We start from the raw sequence: 22,623 nt of genomic DNA, 5'->3' as shown, positions 1-22,623 counted from the left end.
CATTTACTCCTTTCTGATTTCAATTAAAGCGGTATTTCAATGCCTATCGCCGTGGCTTCTCCACCACCGATACAAAGTGACGCAACACCCCGCATCACTTTTTTGGCTTCGAGATCACCATTGGTGCCTAGCGCTTGTAGCTGACGCAAACTGTGAATCAATGTCACCAGAATTCGTGCGCCACTAGCCCCTATCGGATGCCCAAGTGCACAGGCTCCACCTTTAATATTTACTTTGCTCGTATCAAGCCCAAGTTCCGCCACCGCTATTTGTGTCACGACGGCAAAGGCTTCATTGATTTCCCACAGGTCCACTTCATAAATGGACCAATCTAGCTGGAACAGCAGTTGCTCAATTGCGTAGACGGGGGCCAAAGTAAATTCTGCAGGTTTTCTGGCATGTGTAGAGTGCGCCTTGATGATCGCAAGTGGTTTAAGCCCCTGATGACGCGCAGTGTCTTCATCCATAAGCACCAGAGCCGCCGCGCCATCTGAAATGGCACTCGAATTAGCAGCGGTCACCGTACCTTTTTCATCGAATGCAGGTTTGAGTTGAGGAATTTTACCAAGGTCAATCGAGCGTGGGGGCTCATCGTAGTCCAGCTCCGCTTGTTCTGACTTGGTATTGAGTGAAACCGGCGAAAGTTCATCGGCAAACAAGCCTCGTTCTTGAGCTTCCAACGCACGTTTTGCCGACATCACGGCCCATTCATCCATTTGCTCTCTGGTGAACTTAAGCCTGTCAGCGACTTGCTGAGCATAAACACCCATTAAGTGCCCTTCGTAAGCATCTTGTAGCCCATCGAGAAACATGTGGTCATACGTAGACTGGTGCCCCATACGCATTCCCTTTCTCGCCTCCCTCAGCAAATACGGCGCATTGGTCATACTTTCCATACCACCAGCAATGGCAGAGCGAATCGTTCCAGCTTTAATGAGATCGTGCGCTAACATGACGCTCTTCATGCCAGAGCCACACACTTTGTTAATGGTGGTGCACCCTACGCCCAAAGGAAGATCTGCCCCCATAGATGCTTGCCTAGCAGGAGCTTGTCCACACCCTGCTGGAAGCACACATCCCATGAACACTTCATCCACCGAAGTCACATTCACTTCGTGCATTGCCGCCTTGATCGCCAGTGCGCCTAATTGAGGAGCAGAGTAAGTTTGCAACTTGCCTTGAAAGCGCCCAATTGGCGTTCTTTTCGCGCTGACAATCCAGATGTCTTTTCCCATGATTCGCATTCCCTTAAGGTATATGTGAACACTTGGCAGACTGATGACACCCTACATAGAGTTACTCACCAAGCGCCACACCAGCCTTTATCGCCTTTTTCACTAACAAACTTTCATTCCGCGATTTCTTGACGTTTACGTAAGCATAGCACTAGCCTTTACAATGAGATGAAAAAACACACCAAGCAGGCGTTTATATTTCAAAGTTGATGTTCGACCTTCCCATTAAAGGTTCGATTTCCAGAAACTGGATTTTTATTCGAGGTAAGTATGTTATGGAAAAATACAAGATCAGTGACCTCGCCAAGGAGTTTGATATTACTACTCGCAGTATCCGGTTTTATGAAGACGTGGGTCTGATTGAACCAGAGCGAAAAGGCAATATGCGCGTTTATCAACGCAGGGATAGAATTCGCCTCAAACTGATTTTAAGAGGGAAACGACTCGGTTTTTCGTTGGCAGAAATTCGTGAACTTTTCGAGCTCTACGACATGCAACAAACCGAAGGACAGTTGTTGAAAATGCTCAATATCATTGAAGAGAAACAAGCCGTCCTACAGCAACAACTCAACGACATCAGCGTCGTTATGGCAGAGTTGAATGCCGCTAAGGAGCGTTGTATTCAAACACTCAAAAGCAAGCAGACATAAACGCTATACTCAATTAGCAACACCGCTACAGGCTTTTCCACCTTACCTCTGATACCGGGAGACGTTATGAAAAGCACCTATACCCCACTCAATTTCGGACTTGGTGATACCATCGATATGCTCCGAGAACACGTTAATGCCTTTGCTACGGAACATATCGCGCCCATCGCCGCTGAGATAGACCGCGATAACCAGTTCCCGAATCATTTATGGCCTTTGTTGGGAGAAATGGGGTTGCTTGGTGTGACCGTCGATGAAGAGCTTGGTGGTGCAGGCATGGGATACCTCGCTCATGTTGTTGCCATGGAAGAAATCAGCCGTGCCTCTGCGTCTGTCGCTTTAAGCTACGGCGCTCATTCTAACCTGTGCGTCAACCAAATCTTTCGTAACGGCACGCCTTCTCAACGCGAAAAATACCTTCCAAAACTCATTGATGGTACGCACGTTGGCGCCCTAGCGATGAGCGAGCCCAATGCCGGTTCAGACGTGATAAGCATGCAACTGAAAGCGGAGAACAAGGGCGACCATTTTGTACTGAATGGCAACAAAATGTGGATAACAAATGGGCCCGATGCTGACGTAGTGGTGCTTTACGCTAAAACAGATGTCAGCGCAGGTTCACGTGGCATTACCGCATTCATTATTGAACGTAACTTCGCAGGTTTCACTCATGCTCAAAAGCTGGACAAGCTAGGCATGAGAGGCTCGAATACTTGCGAACTTGTATTTAACCATTGCGTAGTGCCAAAAGAGAATATTCTTGGCGAGTTGAATCAAGGCGTCGAGGTATTAATGAGTGGGCTGGATTACGAGCGCGTCGTCCTCGCTGCCGGACCACTCGGGATAATGCAAGCTTGCATGGACATTGTGGTCCCGTACGTACATGAACGAGAGCAGTTTGGAAAATCCATTGGCGAGTTTCAGTTAGTTCAGGGCAAGATCGCCGATATGTACTCTCGAATGAGTGCAGCAAAAGCGTATGTATATACCGTCGCAGCGGCTTGTGATCGAGGTAACGCAACACGCAAAGACGCCGCTGGCGCGATTTTGTACAGTGCAGAACTCGCCACACAAATGGCACTCGATGCAATACAACTGCTCGGTGGGAATGGCTACATCAATGAATACCCTGCTGGTCGTTTGTTACGTGATGCAAAGCTTTATGAAATCGGCGCGGGTACCTCAGAGATTCGCCGCATGTTAATAGGCCGAGAACTGTTCGAAGAATCTCGCTAACGGAACATACGACAAGGAAGTCATTATGGCCATTATCAAAAGTAAAACTAAGCCAACTGACGAGTTATTTCTTTCCAATAAAGCTGCGATGGAAACGTTGGTCACTCAACTTAATCAACACATCGAGACCATCAAACAGGGCGGCGGTGAAAAAGCCATTCAGCACCAGAGGCAAAAAGGAAAACTCCCCGCACGAGAACGCATCGCGCGCTTGCTTGATGACAACACTGACTTTCTTGAAATCAGCCAGTTTGCCGCCTGGCAAGTGTATGACGAAGCGATCCCCTGCGCTGGTGTTATCGCCGGCATTGGTATCATAGAGGGGATTCAATGCATGGTCATCGCCAACGATGCTTCGGTAAAAGGCGGAACCTACTACCCACTCACGGTAAAAAAACACCTTAGAGCGCAAGAGATTGCCCAACGTTGCCAACTCCCCTGCGTGTACTTGGTGGACTCCGGTGGCGCAAATCTCCCTCATCAGTCCGACGTCTTCCCCGACAAAGAACACTTTGGTCGCATTTTCTTTAACCAAGCGAGAATGTCGGCGAAAGGCATCCCCCAAGTTGCTGTTGTGATGGGGCTTTGCACTGCTGGGGGCGCGTACGTTCCTGCCATGGCGGATGTGTCCATTATGGTTAAAGAGCAAGGCACCATTTTTTTGGCGGGGCCACCTTTGGTGAAAGCGGCCACTGGCGAAGTCGTGACGGGTGAAGAGCTCGGCGGTGCAGACGTGCATTGTCGAAAATCTGGTGTCGCAGATTATTACGCTGAAAATGATGAACATGCCCTAATGCTTGCGAGAGAAGCCATTGCCAATGCCAATAGAACAAGACCTGTTAAGCCAGAAAACACCGTACTTCCTCCCCGCTACGACGCAGAAGAAATCTACGGAGTCGTGAATGCCAACTTACGACTGTCATTCGACGTTCGAGAAATTATTGCCCGCATCGTCGATGATTCTGATTTCGACGAATTCAAATCCTTGTACGGCAGAACGCTAGTGTGTGGCTTCGCTCGTATTCAAGGACACTTGATTGGTATTGTGGCAAACAACGGTATCTTGTTTTCTGAATCGGCACAAAAAGGCGCGCACTTTATTGAGCTGTGCGCCAAACGGAAAACACCGCTTCTTTTTCTCCAAAACATTACCGGCTTTATGGTCGGAAAAAAGGTTGAAGAAGAAGGCATCGCAAAACATGGCGCCAAGCTAGTGATGGCCGTCGCTTGTGCTGACGTGCCGAAGTTTACCGTGATCATCGGTGGATCGTACGGCGCTGGTAATTACGGCATGTGCGGCCGAGCGTATGATCCAACCATGATGTGGATGTGGCCGAACGCGCGTATTTCTGTGATGGGCGGAGAACAAGCAGCAGGCGTTTTAACACAAGTTCGAAAAGACGCGAAGGAACGTCAGGGGGAAGCGTGGTCAGAGCAAGAAGAGCACATTTTTAGAGAATCGATCATAGACTTGTATGAAACACAAGGACATCCCTATTTTGCGAGTGCTCGGCTATGGGATGACGGAATTATTGACCCTAAAAAAACGCGTCAGGTGTTGAGTCAAGCGTTAACGGCAGCATTAAATGCCCCCATTCCTGATAGCGAGTTTGGCGTCTTCAGAATGTAAACATCCAAAGATGAATTAAGGAAGTTAGTATGCAGGAAATGCAACCAAGCATTATTCCCAACGCCCAAAGGCAAGATGATGTTCTTTGGCATGTCGATGATAATGGCGTAGCGACCATTACCCTAAACAGAACAGCTAAACACAATGCTTTTGACGCTTGTACGATCGACTTGCTGATCCACCGCCTAGATTATCTCGCTTTACGAACGGATGTGCGGTGCTTGGTATTAAGAAGTAACGGCAAGCACTTTTCATCCGGGGCCGATTTGAATTGGATGCAGTCGATGGCCGACAGCACGAGGCAAGATAACTTCGTTGATGCCCAAAACTTGGCAAGACTCATGGAAACATTAGATTCGTTCCCTCAACCCACCATCGCAGTTGTTCAAGGTTCCGCTTATGGTGGTGCTTTAGGGTTGATTTGTTGTAGTGATATCGCCATAGCAAGCCAAAGTGCCAACTTTTGCTTAAGTGAAGTTAAGCTTGGTTTAGTTCCAGCGACCATTGCGCCTTACGTCATGCGCGCGATGGGGAATAGACAAGCTAGACGCTATATCTTAAGTGGTGAAGTCATTTCAGCCGAAGATGCCGAACGGTTTGGTATTGTGCACGAAGTGAAAGAAGCCAAACAGCTTGAAAATGCGGTCGATAGCGTAATCAAGACGTTGCTACTTAATAGCCCAGATGCGATGCGTAAAGCGAAAACGCTCTGCCATCAATGTCATCAAAACCCCATCGATCAACAACTGATTCACTATACTAGCAAGCTCATTGCGGACATTAGAGTATCACCCCAAGGTCAAGATGGGCTGCAAGCGTTTCTTGAAAAACGTAGCCCAAGTTGGGTAACCAAATCACAGGACAAGTAATGCTGCCTTCCAAAGTAAAGATTGTCGAAGTAGGTCCTAGAGATGGGTTGCAAAATGAATCTCCTGTTGCGACCCAGACTAAAATCCGGCTGATCAACTTACTCTCTGATACTGGGCTAACGCATATTGAGGCGGGCTCTTTTGTCTCACCCAAATGGGTGCCACAAATGGCGGACTCAACAGAGGTCATGAAAGCAATAACACGGCGAAATCATGTTACCTACTCTGCCCTGACACCAAACCTAAAAGGCTTAGAACAAGCGTTGGAGGCTGACGCCAATCAGGTCGCGATTTTCACTTCATCCTCAGAAGGATTCTGCCAACACAATATCAATTGCTCGATTGCAGAAAGTTTAACTCGCTTCGAACCTGTAATGCGATTAGCCACCAAACACGGCATCCCGGTTCGTGGCTATCTATCCTGCGTCGCCGACTGCCCTTACGATGGCCCGACAGCCCCTAAACAAGTGGCGAGCGTGGTCAAATCACTCATCGATTTAGGGTGTTATGAGGTGTCTCTAGGCGACACAATCGGTACAGGCACGCCAAACCGTATCGCTGCTATGCTGGAAGCCGTCATGTTGGTTGCACCTCTTCGCCAGCTTGCTGTCCATTTCCACGACACATGGGGACAAGCTCTCACCAACATTTATCAGGCACTGAGTATGGGCATCAATACCATCGACAGTAGTGTAGCTGGGCTGGGTGGATGCCCATACGCTCAAGGCGCATCAGGAAATGTCGCAACGGAGGATGTACTGTATTTGTGCCAAGGGTTAGGAATAGAAACAGGGATCGACTTAGAGCTACTGGCTAAAGCTGGCTGGATGATCAGCGAAGAGCTGGGTCGGCAGCCTACATCAAAAGTGTCATTAGCATTGCGTAACCGCGTATTATCACTTTCGTAGAAGGCCATCCGGCACCTCAAATTCTCCCAACCCAAGTTAATTTGCTCTACTTTCGGGTAGGGAAGCGAAACCGCCCGCCAGTACGATAAATAATTAGAGAAAATAAGATAAGCACACAACCTACTAGTTTATTTGCCGTTAGTACTTCGCCATACCACAGCACGCTCAGAATAACCGTCCAAACTGGTTCTAATATCATAATTAGAGCAGCGTTACCTGCCTGAACAAATTTTTGCCCCATGGTTTGCATTACGTAACGCAAGCTCGTCGCTAATAAGGTACTCAACGCAAACCACCACCAAATAGAGGAGTCCACCTCTACCGGGAAAGATTCCATAAAAAATGAAACCAACAAACCTAAACAACCTGCTGAAAAAAGTTGCACGCAAGTAAGCAGCAGCACAGGTAGTTTTTGAGAGTATTTGCTGTTCACATTAAAATGAAGTGCCAAAACCAGTGCTGCACCAAGAAACCACAATTGACTGGCCGATTGTTTCCAGCCACCAACTAAAGAAAGACAAGCAAGACCTAATACAGCGATAGGCAAAGAAAGCCAGAAAATTCGTTGTGGTCGTTGACGAAACATAACCCATGCAACAATCGGCACAAACAGCATGGAAAGGCTCATGATAAATGCGCCTTCCCCGAGAGTATCACTGATAGAAATAGCGTAAATCCATGTCATAACGGCACTGCCTAACAGGAGCCCGACACCACCAGCAGAAAGCACATCTTTTAAGTTTGCTTTCAGCAAAGGTCGGTAACATAGAGGCAGTAAGCAGAGCGAAGCGATAGTAAATCGCGCCCCAATAAAGCCAAAAGGTGGTAAACCCTGTATTGTTTCCTTAGAGAATATCCAGCCAAGTGCCGCGATCATCGTCGTCGCAACCAGAATAACCGTCGCTTTGCGTTCTGAGTTAAACATAAGTACTCACAAAATATGGAACACACAATAGCGCAGCAAGAGAGTTTTACTGCGCTATTGTGTAAATTTGAAAGGGGTTTGTGTCGAGCGAAAAAGTGAAAGCCCGATCCTCTCCTGTATTGTTGTCACGCAGATTGAAGTTCTGCTGCTAGATACATTAAATGCAGGCAAAGTCTTAAGGCAAGCCTTTTCGCATACTAAATTACTTTAGGCATTCTATACAGCAAGCAAACTGGCTAAAACCTGTACCGGGTGTCGAACTACCTCCCCTTCAAAACGCTTAACTTGACTGCGGCAGGAGTAGTATTGCGACTTCAACGCTCCTCAATACAGGTTGAATAAGGTGAATTGCTTTTTACCCATCGCCCCTACAATGAAAACCTATTGATTAACTACAACGAGCGGTTAAATTGCTCCACGGCCTCTACAACACGGCTAGCGCCATCTTGTATTTCATTCATCACATTGCCTGCTTTTTCAGAGAGCTCTAGCGTATCTAGTGCTTCTTTTTGGCATTTAGCGATCAGCTTAACTGCGTTATCTGTTCGCTGTAGGTTTTCACTGACCATTGTGACAATTTCATCGGTGGTTGCATTGGTTCTTGTAGCAAGCTGTCTGACTTCATCAGCAACAACGGCAAAACCTCTACCATGCTCACCCGCACGAGCCGCTTCTATCGCCGCATTTAACGCCAATAAGTTAGTTTGGTCAGCGATACCACTGATGCTATTTACCAACTCGCTAATACGCGATGAGTGCGCTTTAAGCTCGTCAATCGCGGTGTTCGCTTGCTGCATTTGCTCGGAAAGTATCTGCATCTTTTCTAACGTTGAGCCTATAACCTCTTGCCCTTGCAGGGTTTGTGTACCAGTTTCTTGGGAGATTTCGTTCGCCAATTGCGCAGCCTGGGCCATTTTCTGTTCCTGCATCACCTGCTGGGTAATATCTGTCGCGAACTTAACGACCTTGTAGAGCTCTCCTCTGTCGTTATGGATAGGGTTATATGAAGCCTCTAGCCACACCTCTTCACCATAACGGTTAACTCGTTTGAATCGCTCTGATGAAAATTGCCCTTTTGCTAAACGTTGCCAAAACTCACGGTAAGCTTGAGAGCTCGACTCTTCCTGATCACAAAACATGCGATGATGCTTCCCTTGAATCTGATCAAGCGTATAACCCATTGTGTTTAGGAAATTATCGTTGGCTTTTAAAACATGGCCATCTAATGTGAACTCAATCACCGCCATAGAACGACTTAATGCATTTAGCATGTCCTCTTGCTCACGGGATGATTTGATCGTTCGCGTAAGTTCAGAAGCAAAAACAAAAAAGCTTTCTACTTCTCTGTGCTCATTTAAAACAGGCTGGATAATCGTTCTTAACCAGGCTTCCTCACCATTACCTTTCTGTACTTGCAATGCCCCATTCCAGAACACTTTATCTTGGACGGCTTTCTTCATTCGATGAAAGTGATCTGTATTGCGCGAATTTGACGGTACCAATTCAGTAATTGATTTCGTTAAGATCTCATCATCATTTAAGAAAAGTTCTTGCTGTAGCTTAGTATTTGCAGAAGTAATGAGGCCTTTACTATCCAATGTTAAGCGGATCATCTCTTCATCTAAACTGGTTTGGATTTGCTGCAGGATTTGCAACTCCTGCTTTAATCGTTGATTTTCTTGTTGAAGCGACTTATTAAAAAACATGACTTTCTCTCATTTGACCGACCTTCGGATTAGTCAAAGGTTTATTATTTGTATACCGAATAAACTGCAAGCGGCAAAATCGTTTGGTTGCATATTCAAACGCGATTTCTATTTCTTATCAAAGGACCCCGCAGGGAATACGGCGATTTTTTCTCCAGTGTAACCTAAGCGCAGTATACTGAAATTTCTTCAGCACCCAAGTTGTTTATATATTTATCAATATTAAAGCTCTTTATCGCCAATTTGAGGTTTGTATTTGTGGATATACTTATATGGAGAAGTGGTGTGTTCAGATCAATAAGCCTTTTCATTTAAAAAAAGGGCCTTGACTTAGTTCCAATAATTTTCGCCGTTTTACCGCTTTTCCACCCGACTTTTGAGCGATTACCCACTCCTTATTCGCTTGTATTTCTATTAACAACGCACGGAGGAACCAGCAACAAGCGCATCGATTTGCCCAGTATCAATACGTTGTGGTATCCGCTCATTCAGTTTGCCGTGAAGGTGATGAATCACCACCTCACCAGTCGACTCGTCACGATCAGAAATGAGGCAATGAGGTAATGAGGTAATGAGGTAATAACGCATGACACCAGAGATTACATTATGTGTCCAACATTGTGCCCACTCCTAAGTTTCATACTTCCTTCCCTCGGACGCTTCTATCTCTCACCACAGCAACTATGCTTTAAACGACATGTATTCAATTGTCTAGCTTCAACATATGAAGGTTAAGTGAACATAAACAAGCGAAGGAAACAGGGCCATGGAAGTCGATAAAAATGATAAGTTAACAAAAAAATTACAGATAGTGATTCATTGGTCTGTAAGAGTATTGTCGATAGTTATGTTGTTTGTAATCGTCATGGGTGTGATAGATGTTGCATGGACGATATATCAAAAACTTATCACGCCACCTAAACTCATTCTGACGATTTCAGATATGCTAGCCACTTTTGGTGCTTTTATGGCCGTTTTAATTGCTATTGAAATTTTCATCAATATAACTATTTACCTGAGAGAAAATGTTATTCATGTAAAAATCGTCATGGCCACCGCGCTGATGGCAATCTCCCGAAAGGTCATTATTATAGACTTTGAAACCTTGTCTCCAATGTACCTGATTGGAATTGCGGCTGTAGTTCTTAGTATGAGTCTTGGTTACTGGCTGATCCATAAACTGCCCAATAAGAGCCATACTGAATAAACTTCTCAGCCTCCCGACTTTTCAGATACTCTCACGGCATGAAAAAGTCTTGTCTTGGCACGTTGAAGCTAATAAATTCCTCCATGCTAGGCTCTATATACTGCGAGACTACAAGATTATAGAGTAGTGCCTAGGCGGAGAAATTATCGATATTGTTTTCTAGCAGCTAATCTTTGAGTATTGGCACAGCTCAATGGGGGCAAGTGTTGCTCCAGTTCCCCCATCTGATATATACCCTCAACATCTATGCATTTTACTTTCAACTTTTCCGTGGTCCTCTTAAACAAGGTCGTCACGAGTAGCCTGAAGGATTACATCCGGCTAGAAGTAACAGCCAGAAAAGTGATTGTCAGGTGGTCGGTCATCTCGCCGTAAAATTAGCTCTTAACGTATACCTTCAGCTCAGTTTGCGAAACAGCCTTAAAGGTCAAAGTAACTTTCAATCCCATTCAGAGTGTTGGTCGTGGCCACAGCGGCTAATATCAACCCCATGATCCGACTTACAGCGCTAGCTCCTGTATTCCCAATAATCCTGTGTATGCCGCTGGCCATTAATAGCAAGATATAAACAACCAATAGTACCAGTAGCATCACAGCCACGGTCTGGACTTGCTCCCAAATATTAAACCGCACGTTCTCTGTGAGTAAAACGGCGGCTAATATTGCGCCAGGGCTAGCAATTGATGGAATGGCTAGAGGAAAAACTGCTGTATCATGATGACTATTGAGCGTTCTGATTTCTTCTGCTGGTTTACTCTCACCAAATATCATAGTCAAAGCAAACAAGAACAATACGATACCGCCCGAGATTTGAAACGCAGACAAGGGAATACGCATTGCTGTAAGTATGATTTCACCAGCAACAACAAAAAACAGTAGGATAGCAGCGGAGAATAGAGTCGCAAACAGAGCGACCTTACGCTTTGCCACTTCTTCATAGCTTTTTGTGGCTGCGATAAAAACGGGCACAGTACCTATGGGATCGATGACAGCAAAGAAAAAGATAAAAGTTGCCACAAAGTCAATCATGCTACTTTCTCCAGTACCAATTTAGCTTTAAGGATAGAAGATCAGCTTGAAGTAGCAGAGAAAATGTTTGACGCTAACATAGCGAGAGCTCATTCAGAAAAACAAAAATGGTGCGTTATTTACAATACAGAACTTACTTCTATCCTATCGATAACTATTAATATCTCAAAGGTAATGACTACCATACCTAACGGTAGTCGCCATCGCTTTAGACTTCTCAGAGAACATCAAAAAAAACAAGTGAACGAGAAGAATATCGACGTCATAAGATAGTGAGGCTTTAGTGTTTATACCAGTGCTCTTTTGACTCCATTTGAGCTTTTACTTCTGCACTATATTCAGCAGTAGGTCGTGCCAATAACCTTGGAATGCCGATAGGTTCTCCGGACTCTAAACAATAGCCATACTCCCCTGCGCGCAAGCGAGCCAACGATCGTTGAATCTTAGGTAACAGCTTTTGCTCTCTATCTATGATTCTTAATGCGATTGCAGATTGCTCCTCACTGGACGCCCTATCGCTTTCGTCACTGAATTCCATTGGCGCAATCATCTCTTCTTTCGCGCGTTCAATATGCGCTAACGTCGATTCATAAAGCTCAAATAATCGGTTTTCAAAAAATGCGAGCTGAGCTTCATTCATATAATCCGCCTCGGGCGCTGCAAGAATTTCTTCTTCTGTCATGACATGCTTTTTCTCTTCGTTCATAGAACCTCCACACCGAGATAAGAGTTCGCTCTCTAAATTCCGTACATCTGAATCTGTATAACTTAACGACGAATGAATGCGCCAATAAGGTGCAGTACTCGACACAGTCACAAACTGCTTGATGCCAGAGTTAAGATCACCGACTATATTAATTGTTATATTATAACATTACACTATAAAGAGCATGAGCATGAACACCCAGAAACTCCCTGTTACGGTTTTGTCCGGCTTTCTAGGCGCAGGAAAAACAACCGTTTTAAATCATATTCTTAACAATAGACAAGGCAGAAAAGTGGCGGTCATCGTCAACGACATGAGCGAAGTCAACATCGACGCAGCGACCGTTCAGAATGAAGTTTCTCTCAACCACAGTGAAGAAAAGTTGGTTGAAATGAGTAACGGCTGCATCTGTTGTACCCTGCGTGAGGATCTACTTGAAGAAGTTACTAAACTCGCGCAAGAAGGCAGATTCGATTACTTAGTTATCGAGTCCACTGGCATCGCCGAGCCACTCCCCGTTGCAGAGACTTTTACTTTTGCCGATGAAAACGGGCTCTCACTTTCAGACGTTGCACGTTTAGACACCATGGTTACAGTAGTTGATGCGATTAACTTTCTGCGTGATTACGATGAAGCTAAGTTCTTAACAGAGACAGCCGAATCATTAGGTGAAGACGATGAACGCAGCGTTGCTGACTTACTCGTTGATCAAGTAGAGTTCGCTGACGTTATCTTGATAAGTAAAACCGACCTTGCTGAGAAATCAGAAATCGAAAGGCTTCTTGCGATTCTTAAAACTCTTAATACATCGGCCACTATTCTTCCTATCTCGAATGGTGAAGTAGAACTTGATGCGGTACTCGACACACAAAGCTTCAGTTTTGAAAAGGCACAACAAGCCCCAGGTTGGTTGAAGGAAATGCGAGGCGAGCACATACCGGAAACCGAAGAATACGGCATTTCTAGCTTTGCCTATCATGCGAGACGCCCTTTCCATCCAGAGAAGTTTTACGACTTCCTCCACAATGCGAAAGATTACGGCAAACTAATTCGTTCCAAGGGTTATTTTTGGCTAGCAACCAGACCAGAGTTTGTCGGTCAATGGAGCCAAGCGGGAGGCATCGCACGTTATGGTGTTGCGGGTATGTTTTGGAAAGCGATTCCGAAGGAGGAATGGCCGACGGATCAAGATTACCTCGATGCTATAAACGACATTTGGCAAGAACCATACGGCGATATGCGACAAGAATTGGTGTTTATTGGTCAGGGATTAGAGCAAGAGAAGTTGATTGCTCGTCTCAACGAATGCTTGTTAACAGAAGTTGAGATGGAGCAAGGGCTCGACTATTGGTTATCTCTGGAAGACCCTTTCCCTGAATGGGAACAGTAAACGACTGAGATACAAAAAGCCTCCCACCATTCGGGAGGCTTTCTCGTTACACAGAGCCAATTTTGGTATACCGAGCCAATTCAGTAAGTCCGTTCTCGAAACAACCCGAGCAAACATGCAGCGAGGGAATCCTCACCAGTGCATTCAAAGCGTCTTCTTCTGACTCAACTTAGCTATTTTCTTTGGCCAAGGATCTTCAAATGTTGCCCCTTGTTGCCATTGCTCCAGTTCCGCATCCGTTAAAAAGCAGTTTTCCAGCGCATCAATAAACACATCGATTTCGTTTTCTTGCCCAATCACCGTTAAGCGACAACGACGATCACCAAAGCGGCTTTCAACACTGTCTATCTTATCTTGCAGGATTTGACGATGCTCTTCAGTGAAGTTTTGCGATTCGTCATTGATTATCGAAGCACGCCAAAAGCCTGTAATTTCAAGCCCCACGTTGCCGTTTGCTTGACTCCAAAGCAGTGAAACATCGTCTCGAGTTGGGAACCAAAAGAACCCTTTACTACGGAACACACCTTTAGTTAAATACTGATGGCAGGTATTCCACAAACGCGCAGGATGAAAAGGCCGATCGTCTTTGATCACTTTGGCGACAAGGCTTTGTTCGTCTTTATCAGAGAGATTCAACGGCTCATTCACCGTCTCACGAAGTTCTGCGATTAGCTGCTCAACAAGGAAGAAATTGTAGTCTTGCTCACCTTTCGACATGCGGATATCCAAGTTTCCCCATGACGTTTTGATTATCTCGGTGTAAACATTAAGCGGGTGAATCGCCTGTGCGATGTTGCGAACGGTATTGTCGTCCACTTTGTCCGTCTTGGTGAGCATGATACGGTTTGAGAACATGATTTGCTCTACCAACAAGTTTTCAACGCCGCGAACACCCTGCTGCACGTTCTCCTGCCACTTAGGGATTAAGGCAGAACCTTGTCGATAGTCATCTCGCAACCAAGTCGCATCCACCAACGTAATTACGTCTTTGAGTGCGAATTGTGCGTTACTTTTGAAGTACTCGACCAAAGGTAAAGGATGACTACTGCCCGACGTTTCAATCACAACCCATTCTGGCGATTTTTCTGCGCAGAGCTTTTTAAGGGCTTTATCGAGCTGCTTTACACCACTCAGGCTGCTGATGCTGTCTCCACTGATCGTAACAAAGTTGCCCTGCTCTTCACTCACCGCATCGGTATTTAAGATAAGCACGCCATCGACGTCTAACTCACTCATGTCATTAACAATAACGGACAGATCAATACCAGAAGAATCGGCTTGTTGAAGAATGTTGCGTAAAAACGTGGTTTTCCCGGACCCGAGAAACCCATGCAAAATGGTGACTGGAATTGATGGCATACTTTTGACCTACAAACTCTGGATGAACGCATGTTATAACATAACAACTTAGTGAGTTATAGAAGGAATCCAATTGCTGTCTTAGACGCAAAACTTAAGAATCGGTAAAGATCACAGGGGCTGATTTCTCAGAACTCTCCTTCGTTTCTCATCACGTTTCATCACAAGCAAAGGTCTGACTATTGATAAAAATAATAAGTGGTTACAAAACGACCATTGCTTTGTTTATAAAATTGGAGAAAGATGACAATACAGCGATTTATAGGAGGTGGTGTTATGACTTTAGTTCTTACCGTTCTTATTTTCCTAAGTTGTATTGCGATGCTCGCAATTGGTGTGATGTTTTCACGTAGGCCGATCAAAGGCGGAGGTTGTTGCAAAGCGTCCGATGTTGCGGATGTGGGCACACGTAAAAGAAAAAATCGCAGTCATTATTCTTCTAGGAACACATATTGACACTCACCTATTGCTCCAACCTCACAACACAAAATAGCATAACTGAGCCCTAACAAATTGTCGGGACTCAGTTTTTCGTTTCTACTAGATAATCAAACTCTGATACTCGCGCCAAAAATGAAGGTTTCTGGATGTTAGGAAGCGACTTCGCGATAGGTAAGTCGGCTTTCATTGCATCAACCGGACGATTACGAACTAAAACTTCAAAATGTAAATGTGGTCCGGTTGAACGACCAGTATTCCCAGAGAGGGCTATTTTTTGCCCACGCTTTATAACTTGACCTTTTTTAACCAAGATTTTATTCAAGTGTAGGTAACGAGTTTTGTACACACTGTTATGTTCAATCACTAAATAATTACCGGCATAAGGGTGCTTGCGGACCGCAATTACTTTTCCATCCCCAGTAGAATAAACTGGCGCACCGATTGGTGTCGCGAAGTCCGTTCCGTTATGCGGGGTGACTCTTCCCGTCACTGGGTGTTTACGCTTGGGGTTAAACCCAGAGGTGATTCGGCGGTATGCCCTATCGACAGGATAACGGTTAAACGCTCGCTCCAAACTGTTACCAGCTCTATCATAGAACCGTCCATCCTCGGCTAGAAATGCAGCGACTTCGCCCCTCGCTAAGTTAAAAGAAATAGCCTTAATCTCACTATTGCCAGTTTTGTGTTCACCTAAATATTGCTGTTTCACTAATATATCGAAACGGTCACCGGCTCTAAGAGATCGCGCAAAATCAATCTTATCTTTCATCACCTGCGTAATATTTGCGACGTGGCCTGATGCCAATCCTACTCGATGTGCCGAGACTGAAAAACTCCCTTTGATTTCTCCCGAAAATAAGGTTTCACGCCATTCCCCTGAAATTTCCTGAAATTCGTAAGAGAAGGAGCCATCGTTTTCTCTAGTGTAGATAGCCTTCTCTACAAGGCTCATATGATAAATTAGTCGACTCAATTGCCCCATGTCATCCATCACTAATTCAAGCTCTTCTCCGGGCTTAATCATATCTAGCTGCAGGTGATCAAGATCAACTGAGAGAATTTGCTGCAAAATACCGTAAGGGAGACCCAATTGAGCGAAGATACCACTGAGCGTATCTCCCACTTTAACTATATAGTGTATTTGTTTAGGTTTAGGCAACGGAGTCAAACTGACATCTGAGGGAACCACTATCTTTGATGATGGAGGTGGTGACGAATCACTGCTTTGATTCAGTTGAACGCTGTGACTATCTTGATTTGGCTCATCCTCTGTAGGTAGAAGCAAAGCGACCGAAAAACAAAACACAGCAACGATTAAAGCAATAAATTTAAACTGACTCATGAGAAACTAAGTATCAATAATAACGATTGTTATGTTATAACATATCTAGGATTATTTTTACTCAGTTTAGTAAACGTTTATTCAGTTCACTGGATTGGCTAAGAGAAGACCAGTCATTCAACCCATTCTCTTTGAGAAGGCTCAATAATGAACACATTCAATTCAGCACTTATCGTTGCAGGAACACACGGAAACGAACTTTCTGGTATTTATTTACATAAACTAATCAAAGAAAAACGTTACTCTGTCAATAGATCAACCTTTTCAGCCTGCTCGATCATCGCAAACTCCGAAGCAGTAAAACACAACGTCCGATACATCGATACAGACTTAAATCGCGAGTTCTCAGCAATGAATAGCAATCATTGTCCTGATTTGCATGAAAGCAAGATTACACATCAATTTATCGAGAAATATGCAAACCAAGAAAAACTGTTGATTGTTGACCTGCACAATACAACAAGCAATATGGGAGCGACGTTGATTTTGCTTTCTAACGATGTTTTTTATCGGAAACTGGGCGCGTACGTCAAACAACGAATGCCATCAGCACATATCCTTTTCGAAGAGCGAAAAGAATGGCAAGAGCAACCTTACCTTTGTACTGCTGGGCAATATGGAATAATGATTGAGGTCGGGGCGCAAGCACATGGTGCCCTAGAGTACAGTACGTTGGAGTTGATGAAACAGATGCTTACCGCAGTATTGGACTATGTTGAAAAGCACAACCTCAACCAAATAGGCTTACTGAGCGATTATGAGGCGTTTTTTTACACCGAAGAAATCAGGGTTCCACTTGATCAAGAGGGTATGCGGCAAGCACTAGTACACCCTACTATTTGTGGCAGAGATTTTGAGGCGGTCAAACCAGGAGCACCTTTATTAGCGACTTTCGCTGGTTATGATATCCATTGGAATGGCAAAGGGGAAATTTACCCGCACTTTATCAATGAGAGCGCCTACAGTACCGCAAATATAGCAATGGCCCTCGCTAAAAAAAGACGTGTTTCTTCCGTGTAACTTAAAGCAAGTAATTAGGCCACGTGTAACGTGGATACCTCACCCCATGAATAAAACTGTGCCTGAGCCGCATAGGCAGAAAATACGGGTACTAACTCCACCCTAATACGGCAGCATAAGTGCCTTAAGCGCAGCTTTAAAAGAAACCCCACTAGAATTTTAAGGAGGTAAGACATTATGGTTAAAAGGAGAGTTTTCTCTTTTCTATCATGATGCCTTCTCCAAACATCGAAATAATCTATCTTCAAATTGGTCATCTAGACCGGAAGAGATCAGTTCTAGGCGGCTTTCTGAACACTCGTCTAGTTCAAACTCTGTGAGTCCATCTGATGTTAGATTGTAACCAAAAATACCGCTTCCCGTGATAAAAACCGCTTTCATTCGTTCGACCTTGAGGTCGAGCAGCAATAATCTCAGCTTTTGATGATCGAACACGTTTTCAGCGGAGATACGCCAACCGATACTGTAGAAACCTTCCCCCTGATTGGTTGCTTTTAGAATGCCGCTCTCAGGCATAGGCAACTCAGGAACAAGTGACTTTTTCTCTCTTTCACGATAAAGAACAGAGGGCGTTTTTTGCACGTCAATACGAGTCGTTCCCTCACATTCATGAAAAGGGATAGCGCCATGTTCAGCGAAAATCACTTTTGTTTCCCGCAGACCGAGCTTTGCTATATAAGCCGTCAGCTTTTGCTCATCTTCATCTTGATAGAGATCGCGCTTATTACCTACCACTGTATCTGCGATAGTGATTTGCTGGTTAAACGTTTCATGCTCAGTGTACTTAGGATCCGATAGTTTACGTGCATCGACTAAAGTAATGTTTTTTTGCAAAGCGAGAATTTGACGATAATACTCGGTCGATAGCACTTGCAGTACTTCTTTAGGATGACCAAGACCTGTAGGCTCAATCAACAATCGATCTGGCCTTGCTTCAGACAATAATTGATTTAAAGCGATTTGCATCGGAAGACCTGCTGCACAGCACATACATCCCCCGGGGACCTCTCGAATAAACACTTGGTCTTGTTGTTTTTTTTGGCCTTGTAACAAGCTGCCATCAATACCAACTTCGCCAAATTCATTGACCAATACAGCCCAACGTTCATGGCTAGGTTTATGGGTCAATAAGTGCATTATTGCCGATGTTTTCCCCACCCCGAGAAAGCCAGTGATGATGTTAGTCGGCACTCGCGAAATCAGTGGCTTATTAAAGTTCATTGGCAATTCTCCGGTAGCCTTGGACTAGTTCATGGTTGGCAGAAACGACGGATTCGGAAAAAGCTGAATATTCTGGCGGCACTTTAGAGATACTCTCTAAATCAAAACCGACACCAATATTGGTCATCGGTGGTACATGGAAATAAGCGGGTAAATCGAGGCCATCGACGACACAGTTATGACGAATAACACACCTCTCACCGATGACGCTATTGAACACGACGGAGTTGAAGCCAATGAAAACATCATCACAAACCTGGCAAAGACCATGAATAATCGAACGATGAGCAATGGATGAGCGCTCACCAATGGTCACCGCAGCCCCTGCCTTAGAGTGAATTACGACACCATCTTGGATATTGGTGTCACGTTTGATGACGATAGCTTCCATGTCTCCATGGTTATTAACTTCGTCAGCTCGAATAACAGCATAGGGTCCAATAAAAACGTTATCCTCAATAATGACTTTGCCACAGATAATAGCGGTTGGATCGATAAAGGCTGTTGAGGACACCTGTGGCATATGGCCCGTTGGGTTTCTTCTTAACATAATGCTTCCAGTTTGTTTATGGCTCTTTTTTTACGGTCAGCGACTTAACGATTGAAGGATAAACGCATCGCTCCAGCTGGTTTATCGATGACTTTGTTATTGGCATAAACTAGCGCGCCATTGACCCAAGTCTTTTGAATTTGAGCTGAAAATTCATGTCCAGCAAAAGGCGACCAACCACAGTGATATAAACTGTTTTCGTGGCTAACTCGTGTTGGGGTATGAGCATCAACTAATACCAAATCAGCGTAGTAACCTTCACGAATAAAGCCTCTGCCTTGAATGCCATAGCGAATGGCTGGATTGTGCGCTGTTTTTTCGACTACTTGAGTCAAGCTCATATGGCCCAAACGGACATGATCTAAGAGTGTAAGTAACGCATGCTGAACTAACGGCAACCCCGCTGGCGCCTGCTCGTAAGACACTTGTTTTTCTTGCCAGGTATGAGGAGCATGATCTGTTGCAATGATATCTATTTGACCTGTATTTAACGCTGCCAATAGTGCGTCACGGTCATTAGGGGATTTGATTGAAGGATTGCATTTGATCAGGTTACCGAGCTCTGCATAATCATTGCTACTGAACCAAAGGTGATGAACACAAGCCTCCGCGGTGATTGATTTATCTCGAATATCACTCGCGTCAAACAGCGTTAGCTCCTTCGCCGTTGTGATGTGCAGCACGTGCAGTTGGCTGTGATATTTTTTGGCAAGTTCTACCGCATAAGCAGATGAGGCGTAACACGCCTCTTCGTCACGCAAAATGGGATGGTCTTCGATGGTGAACTCTGACTTCTTAAGTCGTTGCTTTTGCTGATTTTGTTTAATGACAGCCCCACTTTCACAGTGAGTAACAATAAGTACTGGAGAATCACGAAAAATTGCCTCTAACGCTTGCGGATCTTCGACTAACAAATTTCCCGTTGATGCCCCCATAAATACTTTCACACCACAATGTTGTTTGGGGTTAAGTTGTTTAATCTGTTCAAGATTGTCTTCGGTTGCACCGAGGTAGAAAGAATAATTCGCAAACGAGCTTTCTTTAGCGAGAGCGAACTTGCGCTCTAACGAGTCAATAGTCGTTGTAGCCGGACTAACATTGGGCATTTCCATGTAGCTTGTAATACCGCCGGCTACCGCTGCCCGCGACTCGCTTGCAATTGTGCCTTTATGTGTCAGCCCTGGCTCTCGGAAATGCACTTGATCGTCAATCATGCCTGGCAGTAAATAAGCCCCTTTAGCATCAATTACAATATCTCCGTGTTGTACGGATATATTAGTAGCAATCTTGTCAATTCTTTGATCAACAATACGTAAATCTGTTTCGGTAATGGCTCTTTCGTTGACCACCCGAGCGTTTTTAATCAATGTTGCTGACATATAATTCATTCTTTTAGATAATTTGAAAAGGTGGCCAATACTCGGTCACCTTGTGAAGCTATAAGGGGAGATCGTGTGTCCGCCTCATAGGGGGCGCTTTGCGCATTCATCGCAAACACAGGAAATCTCAAATTGTGGGCTAAGAACGGTGAAGCCTTCTTGTATGGCTTTCGCACATACGCTAGAAATAACATTGGCTTCAACCGCTATTTCACTAACCTTTCCACACTGAGAGCAAATCAAAAACTGTGGAACGCCATGCTCCTGATCGCACGCGATTTGAGAACAAACGACGTATTTACTAGATGTATTGAGCTTATGGACAAAGTGCTCTGCTTCAAGGAAATCGAGTATTCGATAAACCGACATCGCTTGAATGTTTTGAGAAAAGTTGTGATTGCAGTAGTCAACTAGTTCGTAGGCAGAAAGCGGCTTCTCCGCATATAGCAGCGAAGTCAGTATCAATTTCCGTTTAGTAGTGAGTTGTTTACCTCGCAGCAGGCAGATTTTCTCTACCTGCTTCATGACGTCATCTACCGTTTTGAGCTTTCTCATATCTCTAGATGAAATCCAATGTGAGTAGTAAGCGACGTTCATTGTCTGCAACATGTGGAGAGCGATGTATAAGTCCAGTGGCTTCATTGCCTTCCCAACCACTTCCTTTGAGCAGGGCAACATCGCCAGGCTGCATTCGTCGTATGGCACTTTCAGAGTCGTATAAGCCCGATAGGTGATCAGGTTGACCAAGACTACCGGCACCGAGTTTAGTGCGATCAATGGTATCGTTGGTTAACCATTCGGTCGCTCGGCCGGTATAAGTTATGACAAGTCTGCAAGGCACACGATCAAAGTGAAATTTCGGGCACATCGGGCTGTCTAGGCGAGTTAGTCTCAAACCTGCTTCTTTAACCTCAAACAAACAGCAGAACATATCGACGATTAAAGCAACATCTTCACTCAGCGCATCAGCACACGCATAGCCCTCTAACTTGCTTCGTACCCATTGTGCAGCATCATCTGGCGTGACACTTTGTACCAGTGCCAATCTAGGCTCCTGAGCCAGCATCAGATTAATGTCCTTCGTCAACTCTTTCGAGAGCGTTCGCTGCCATATGGCAATATTGTGCTCTGGTTTGTAGATGTCGCTAAGTATGTTCGCTGATGTCGATATCGCCAACGATGATGTTGTTTGGACACGAAGCGGGTTCTCAACTACATCAATGCTCATATATCTTCCTCCCAAGCGTTAAAAAGGTCAGGTAAAGGTTTTAATAACGTTGATTTTCTAGGGCTATGAGACCTAGTAATCGTTACGATTTCGCTCTAGTTCACGGACATATTGACACAGTCCCACCCCATGTAGAGTCAAGTCAGACAGCGCTTGTGAAGAAATCAACGTTTACTCTCTCTCAATAGGAGACTACTGGTTGTGAGATCAATTCTTTAAACAACAAATTGTAGAGCCCCAAATAAGGAAATGTTATAACATAACAATTAATCTTTTCAATATTTACCTTTTTTGATTAAAGATAATTAGGGGAACATCATGAGCATGCGAGCACGGAAATTATATTCCGCGATTAGAAAAGTAACGCGTGGGTGAATCGCCATAGACCCGACGAAACATCGCAATAAAGTTACTGGGCGTCGAATAACCTAAAGCATGTGCAATATCTCCCACCGATTCCCCTCGAGCTATCATTTCTAATGAATGTATTAGCAGTACTTGTTGCCGCCATTCACTAAAACTCATGTTTAACTCACTTCGAATCAATCGTCTTAACGTCCGAGATGAGACTGCCCCAATATTGGCCCAATGC

The 22,623-nt window shown here is 44.7% G+C and carries 23 protein-coding genes; 9 read left to right on the top strand and 14 right to left on the bottom strand.

Annotated elements, in window-relative coordinates; translation table 11 throughout:
• Positions 1-23 precede the first annotated feature (23 nt).
• The gene (locus tag MTF70_RS14930) at positions 24-1,235 is read right to left on the bottom strand and encodes an acetyl-CoA C-acyltransferase (protein WP_053307787.1); all 1,212 of its coding nucleotides are present in this window, start codon (positions 1,233-1,235) and stop codon (positions 24-26) included.
• 275 nt (positions 1,236-1,510) lie between these two features.
• On the opposite strand from MTF70_RS14930, the gene MTF70_RS14925 reads away from it, so the two are divergent.
• The 5 genes from MTF70_RS14925 (at position 1,511) to MTF70_RS14905 (ending at position 6,528) form a co-directional block, all read left to right on the top strand.
• Positions 1,511-1,885 carry a MerR family DNA-binding transcriptional regulator gene (locus MTF70_RS14925; RefSeq protein ID WP_017821195.1) on the top strand — a complete coding sequence of 125 codons (375 nt, stop codon included), beginning with the start codon at positions 1,511-1,513 and terminating at the stop codon, positions 1,883-1,885.
• Positions 1,886-1,951: 66 nt separating this feature from the next.
• Complete coding sequence (locus tag MTF70_RS14920) at positions 1,952-3,121, top strand: isovaleryl-CoA dehydrogenase (RefSeq protein ID WP_005387610.1); 1,170 nt, start codon at positions 1,952-1,954, stop codon at positions 3,119-3,121.
• Between the two features lie 25 nt (positions 3,122-3,146).
• Positions 3,147-4,751 carry a carboxyl transferase domain-containing protein gene (locus tag MTF70_RS14915; RefSeq protein WP_205460969.1) on the top strand — a complete coding sequence of 535 codons (1,605 nt, stop codon included), beginning with the start codon at positions 3,147-3,149 and terminating at the stop codon, positions 4,749-4,751.
• 29 nt (positions 4,752-4,780) lie between these two features.
• Positions 4,781-5,620: an enoyl-CoA hydratase-related protein gene (locus MTF70_RS14910; RefSeq protein ID WP_042521092.1), complete on the top strand. Its 840-nt coding sequence runs from the start codon at positions 4,781-4,783 to the stop codon at positions 5,618-5,620.
• The gene (locus MTF70_RS14905) at positions 5,620-6,528 is read left to right on the top strand and encodes a hydroxymethylglutaryl-CoA lyase (RefSeq protein ID WP_205460968.1); all 909 of its coding nucleotides are present in this window, start codon (positions 5,620-5,622) and stop codon (positions 6,526-6,528) included. The genes MTF70_RS14910 and MTF70_RS14905 overlap by 1 nt, the downstream gene beginning before the upstream one ends.
• Before the next feature lie 46 nt (positions 6,529-6,574).
• On the opposite strand, the gene MTF70_RS14900 is transcribed toward MTF70_RS14905, so the two are convergent.
• The 3 genes from MTF70_RS14900 to MTF70_RS14890 all read right to left on the bottom strand — a co-directional run bounded on the left by MTF70_RS14900 (position 6,575) and on the right by MTF70_RS14890 (position 9,747).
• Positions 6,575-7,453 (bottom strand): DMT family transporter, encoded by an 879-nt coding sequence (locus MTF70_RS14900; RefSeq protein ID WP_017634269.1) that lies wholly within the window; start codon positions 7,451-7,453, stop codon positions 6,575-6,577.
• Between the two features lie 392 nt (positions 7,454-7,845).
• Positions 7,846-9,159, bottom strand: a complete 1,314-nt coding sequence (locus MTF70_RS14895) for a methyl-accepting chemotaxis protein (protein ID WP_005375736.1) — start codon at positions 9,157-9,159, stop codon at positions 7,846-7,848.
• A gap of 414 nt (positions 9,160-9,573) precedes the next feature.
• Positions 9,574-9,747 carry a hypothetical protein gene (locus tag MTF70_RS14890; protein WP_153294768.1) on the bottom strand — a complete coding sequence of 58 codons (174 nt, stop codon included), beginning with the start codon at positions 9,745-9,747 and terminating at the stop codon, positions 9,574-9,576.
• A 178-nt stretch (positions 9,748-9,925) separates the two neighbouring features.
• On the opposite strand from MTF70_RS14890, the gene MTF70_RS14885 reads away from it, so the two are divergent.
• Complete coding sequence (locus tag MTF70_RS14885) at positions 9,926-10,366, top strand: phosphate-starvation-inducible PsiE family protein (protein ID WP_005375731.1); 441 nt, start codon at positions 9,926-9,928, stop codon at positions 10,364-10,366.
• Positions 10,367-10,786: 420 nt separating this feature from the next.
• Here MTF70_RS14885 and MTF70_RS14880 read toward each other — a convergent pair whose 3' ends face one another.
• Together MTF70_RS14880 and MTF70_RS14875 are read right to left on the bottom strand one after the other, a co-directional pair.
• Positions 10,787-11,395: a MarC family protein gene (locus tag MTF70_RS14880; RefSeq protein WP_005375727.1), complete on the bottom strand. Its 609-nt coding sequence runs from the start codon at positions 11,393-11,395 to the stop codon at positions 10,787-10,789.
• Between the two features lie 280 nt (positions 11,396-11,675).
• Positions 11,676-12,101 (bottom strand): TraR/DksA C4-type zinc finger protein, encoded by a 426-nt coding sequence (locus tag MTF70_RS14875; RefSeq protein ID WP_025767657.1) that lies wholly within the window; start codon positions 12,099-12,101, stop codon positions 11,676-11,678.
• Positions 12,102-12,291: 190 nt separating this feature from the next.
• Between MTF70_RS14875 and zigA the strand changes: the two genes are divergently transcribed.
• On the top strand, positions 12,292-13,491 hold the full coding sequence (zigA, locus tag MTF70_RS14870) for a zinc metallochaperone GTPase ZigA (protein ID WP_205460967.1): 1,200 nt from the start codon (positions 12,292-12,294) through the stop codon (positions 13,489-13,491).
• A 144-nt stretch (positions 13,492-13,635) separates the two neighbouring features.
• Here zigA and MTF70_RS14865 read toward each other — a convergent pair whose 3' ends face one another.
• Entirely contained in the window at positions 13,636-14,850 is a 1,215-nt protein-coding gene (locus tag MTF70_RS14865) for a GTP-binding protein (RefSeq protein WP_025767655.1), read from the bottom strand.
• 276 nt (positions 14,851-15,126) lie between these two features.
• Here MTF70_RS14865 and MTF70_RS24445 point away from each other — a divergent pair, with 276 nt between their 5' ends.
• Positions 15,127-15,306: a hypothetical protein gene (locus MTF70_RS24445; RefSeq protein WP_080276953.1), complete on the top strand. Its 180-nt coding sequence runs from the start codon at positions 15,127-15,129 to the stop codon at positions 15,304-15,306.
• Between the two features lie 67 nt (positions 15,307-15,373).
• On the opposite strand, the gene MTF70_RS14860 is transcribed toward MTF70_RS24445, so the two are convergent.
• Positions 15,374-16,633, bottom strand: a complete 1,260-nt coding sequence (locus MTF70_RS14860) for a peptidoglycan DD-metalloendopeptidase family protein (RefSeq protein WP_033906942.1) — start codon at positions 16,631-16,633, stop codon at positions 15,374-15,376.
• A gap of 147 nt (positions 16,634-16,780) precedes the next feature.
• Between MTF70_RS14860 and MTF70_RS14855 the strand changes: the two genes are divergently transcribed.
• On the top strand, positions 16,781-17,653 hold the full coding sequence (locus MTF70_RS14855) for an aspartoacylase (RefSeq protein WP_025767653.1): 873 nt from the start codon (positions 16,781-16,783) through the stop codon (positions 17,651-17,653).
• Positions 17,654-17,860: 207 nt separating this feature from the next.
• Here the strand turns inward: MTF70_RS14855 and MTF70_RS14850 are convergent, their stop codons facing one another.
• From MTF70_RS14850 to MTF70_RS14825, 6 genes are all read right to left on the bottom strand, one after another.
• Positions 17,861-18,874 (bottom strand): GTP-binding protein, encoded by a 1,014-nt coding sequence (locus MTF70_RS14850; RefSeq protein WP_025767652.1) that lies wholly within the window; start codon positions 18,872-18,874, stop codon positions 17,861-17,863.
• A complete protein-coding gene (locus MTF70_RS14845) occupies positions 18,864-19,424 on the bottom strand; it encodes a carbonate dehydratase (protein WP_017635738.1) in 561 nt (186 codons plus the stop codon). Before MTF70_RS14845 ends, MTF70_RS14850 begins: the two co-directional genes overlap by 11 nt.
• A 44-nt stretch (positions 19,425-19,468) precedes the next feature.
• Positions 19,469-20,803 carry a dihydroorotase gene (locus MTF70_RS14840; RefSeq protein WP_025767650.1) on the bottom strand — a complete coding sequence of 445 codons (1,335 nt, stop codon included), beginning with the start codon at positions 20,801-20,803 and terminating at the stop codon, positions 19,469-19,471.
• A gap of 84 nt (positions 20,804-20,887) precedes the next feature.
• Entirely contained in the window at positions 20,888-21,358 is a 471-nt protein-coding gene (locus tag MTF70_RS14835) for a transcriptional repressor (protein WP_025767649.1), read from the bottom strand.
• A 4-nt stretch (positions 21,359-21,362) separates the two neighbouring features.
• Positions 21,363-22,031, bottom strand: coding sequence for a DUF1826 domain-containing protein (locus tag MTF70_RS14830; RefSeq protein ID WP_025767648.1), 669 nt, complete (start codon positions 22,029-22,031; stop codon positions 21,363-21,365).
• 339 nt (positions 22,032-22,370) lie between these two features.
• The coding region (locus tag MTF70_RS14825) for a helix-turn-helix domain-containing protein (RefSeq protein ID WP_248394073.1) at positions 22,371-22,623 on the bottom strand (253 nt) is incomplete at its 5' end.

Source organism: Vibrio sp. 2CM40D (assembly GCF_023161825.1).
In the GTDB taxonomy this organism is placed as follows: Bacteria; Pseudomonadota; Gammaproteobacteria; order Enterobacterales; family Vibrionaceae; genus Vibrio; species Vibrio alginolyticus.
The sequence above is the reverse complement of the archived record's forward strand: the minus strand, read 5'-3'. Positions and strand labels throughout refer to the sequence as shown.